Source organism: Candidatus Desulfolinea nitratireducens (assembly GCF_982879505.1).
Genome location: NZ_CEYOSI010000083.1, coordinates 1 through 544 on the forward strand (window position 1 = coordinate 1; position 544 = coordinate 544).

Annotated in this window: 2 pseudogenes; both read right to left on the reverse strand. The window is 46.3% G+C overall.

Annotated elements, in window-relative coordinates:
• Positions 1 to 130 (reverse strand): annotated as a pseudogene (locus AC3DOM_RS09025) (D-alanine--D-alanine ligase A); the annotation flags it as partial.
• Positions 123 to 544: pseudogene (locus AC3DOM_RS09030) on the reverse strand (UDP-N-acetylmuramate dehydrogenase); the annotation flags it as partial. The pseudogenes AC3DOM_RS09025 and AC3DOM_RS09030, both read right to left, overlap by 8 nt.

Here is a 544-nt window from a genome sequence, read left to right on the forward strand (position 1 = left end):
TGCCGATCTGTATGAGCTCATATTTTTGGGGGTCAAGCGCTCCCAATACCGATTTGGCAGACATTAACGAAACTTCGTGTTCGCCAGAGCGTCCACCGAAAATCACTGCAACTTTGAGTTTTTTAGTCATCATATTCACCAACAAATTCGATTTCCAGCGCTAACTGAATACTGAATTGTTCAAATACTGTCTTCTGTGTTAATTCAATTAATCTGCGTACATCACTGGCTTTTGTTTTGCCATGATTGATGAAAAAATTCGCGTGTACGTGACTGATCTCGGCATTTCCGATTCGCGTGCCTTTCAGCCCGGCTGCTTCAATTAATCTACCGGCATGGTCGCCCTCAGGGTTTTTGAACATCGATCCCATGCTTGCACCGGGTGGCTGCGTCTCTTTTCTCTGGTGGATATATTGCCGCATTCGCTCGTGTATTTGGGCCGGGTCGTCGTTTTTCAGCCATAGTTCTGCCGAAAGAATTACCCTTTCAACGGCATCCCGTTTTAGTGCACTGCTGCGATAGGCATAATCCAATGCCTCTACGG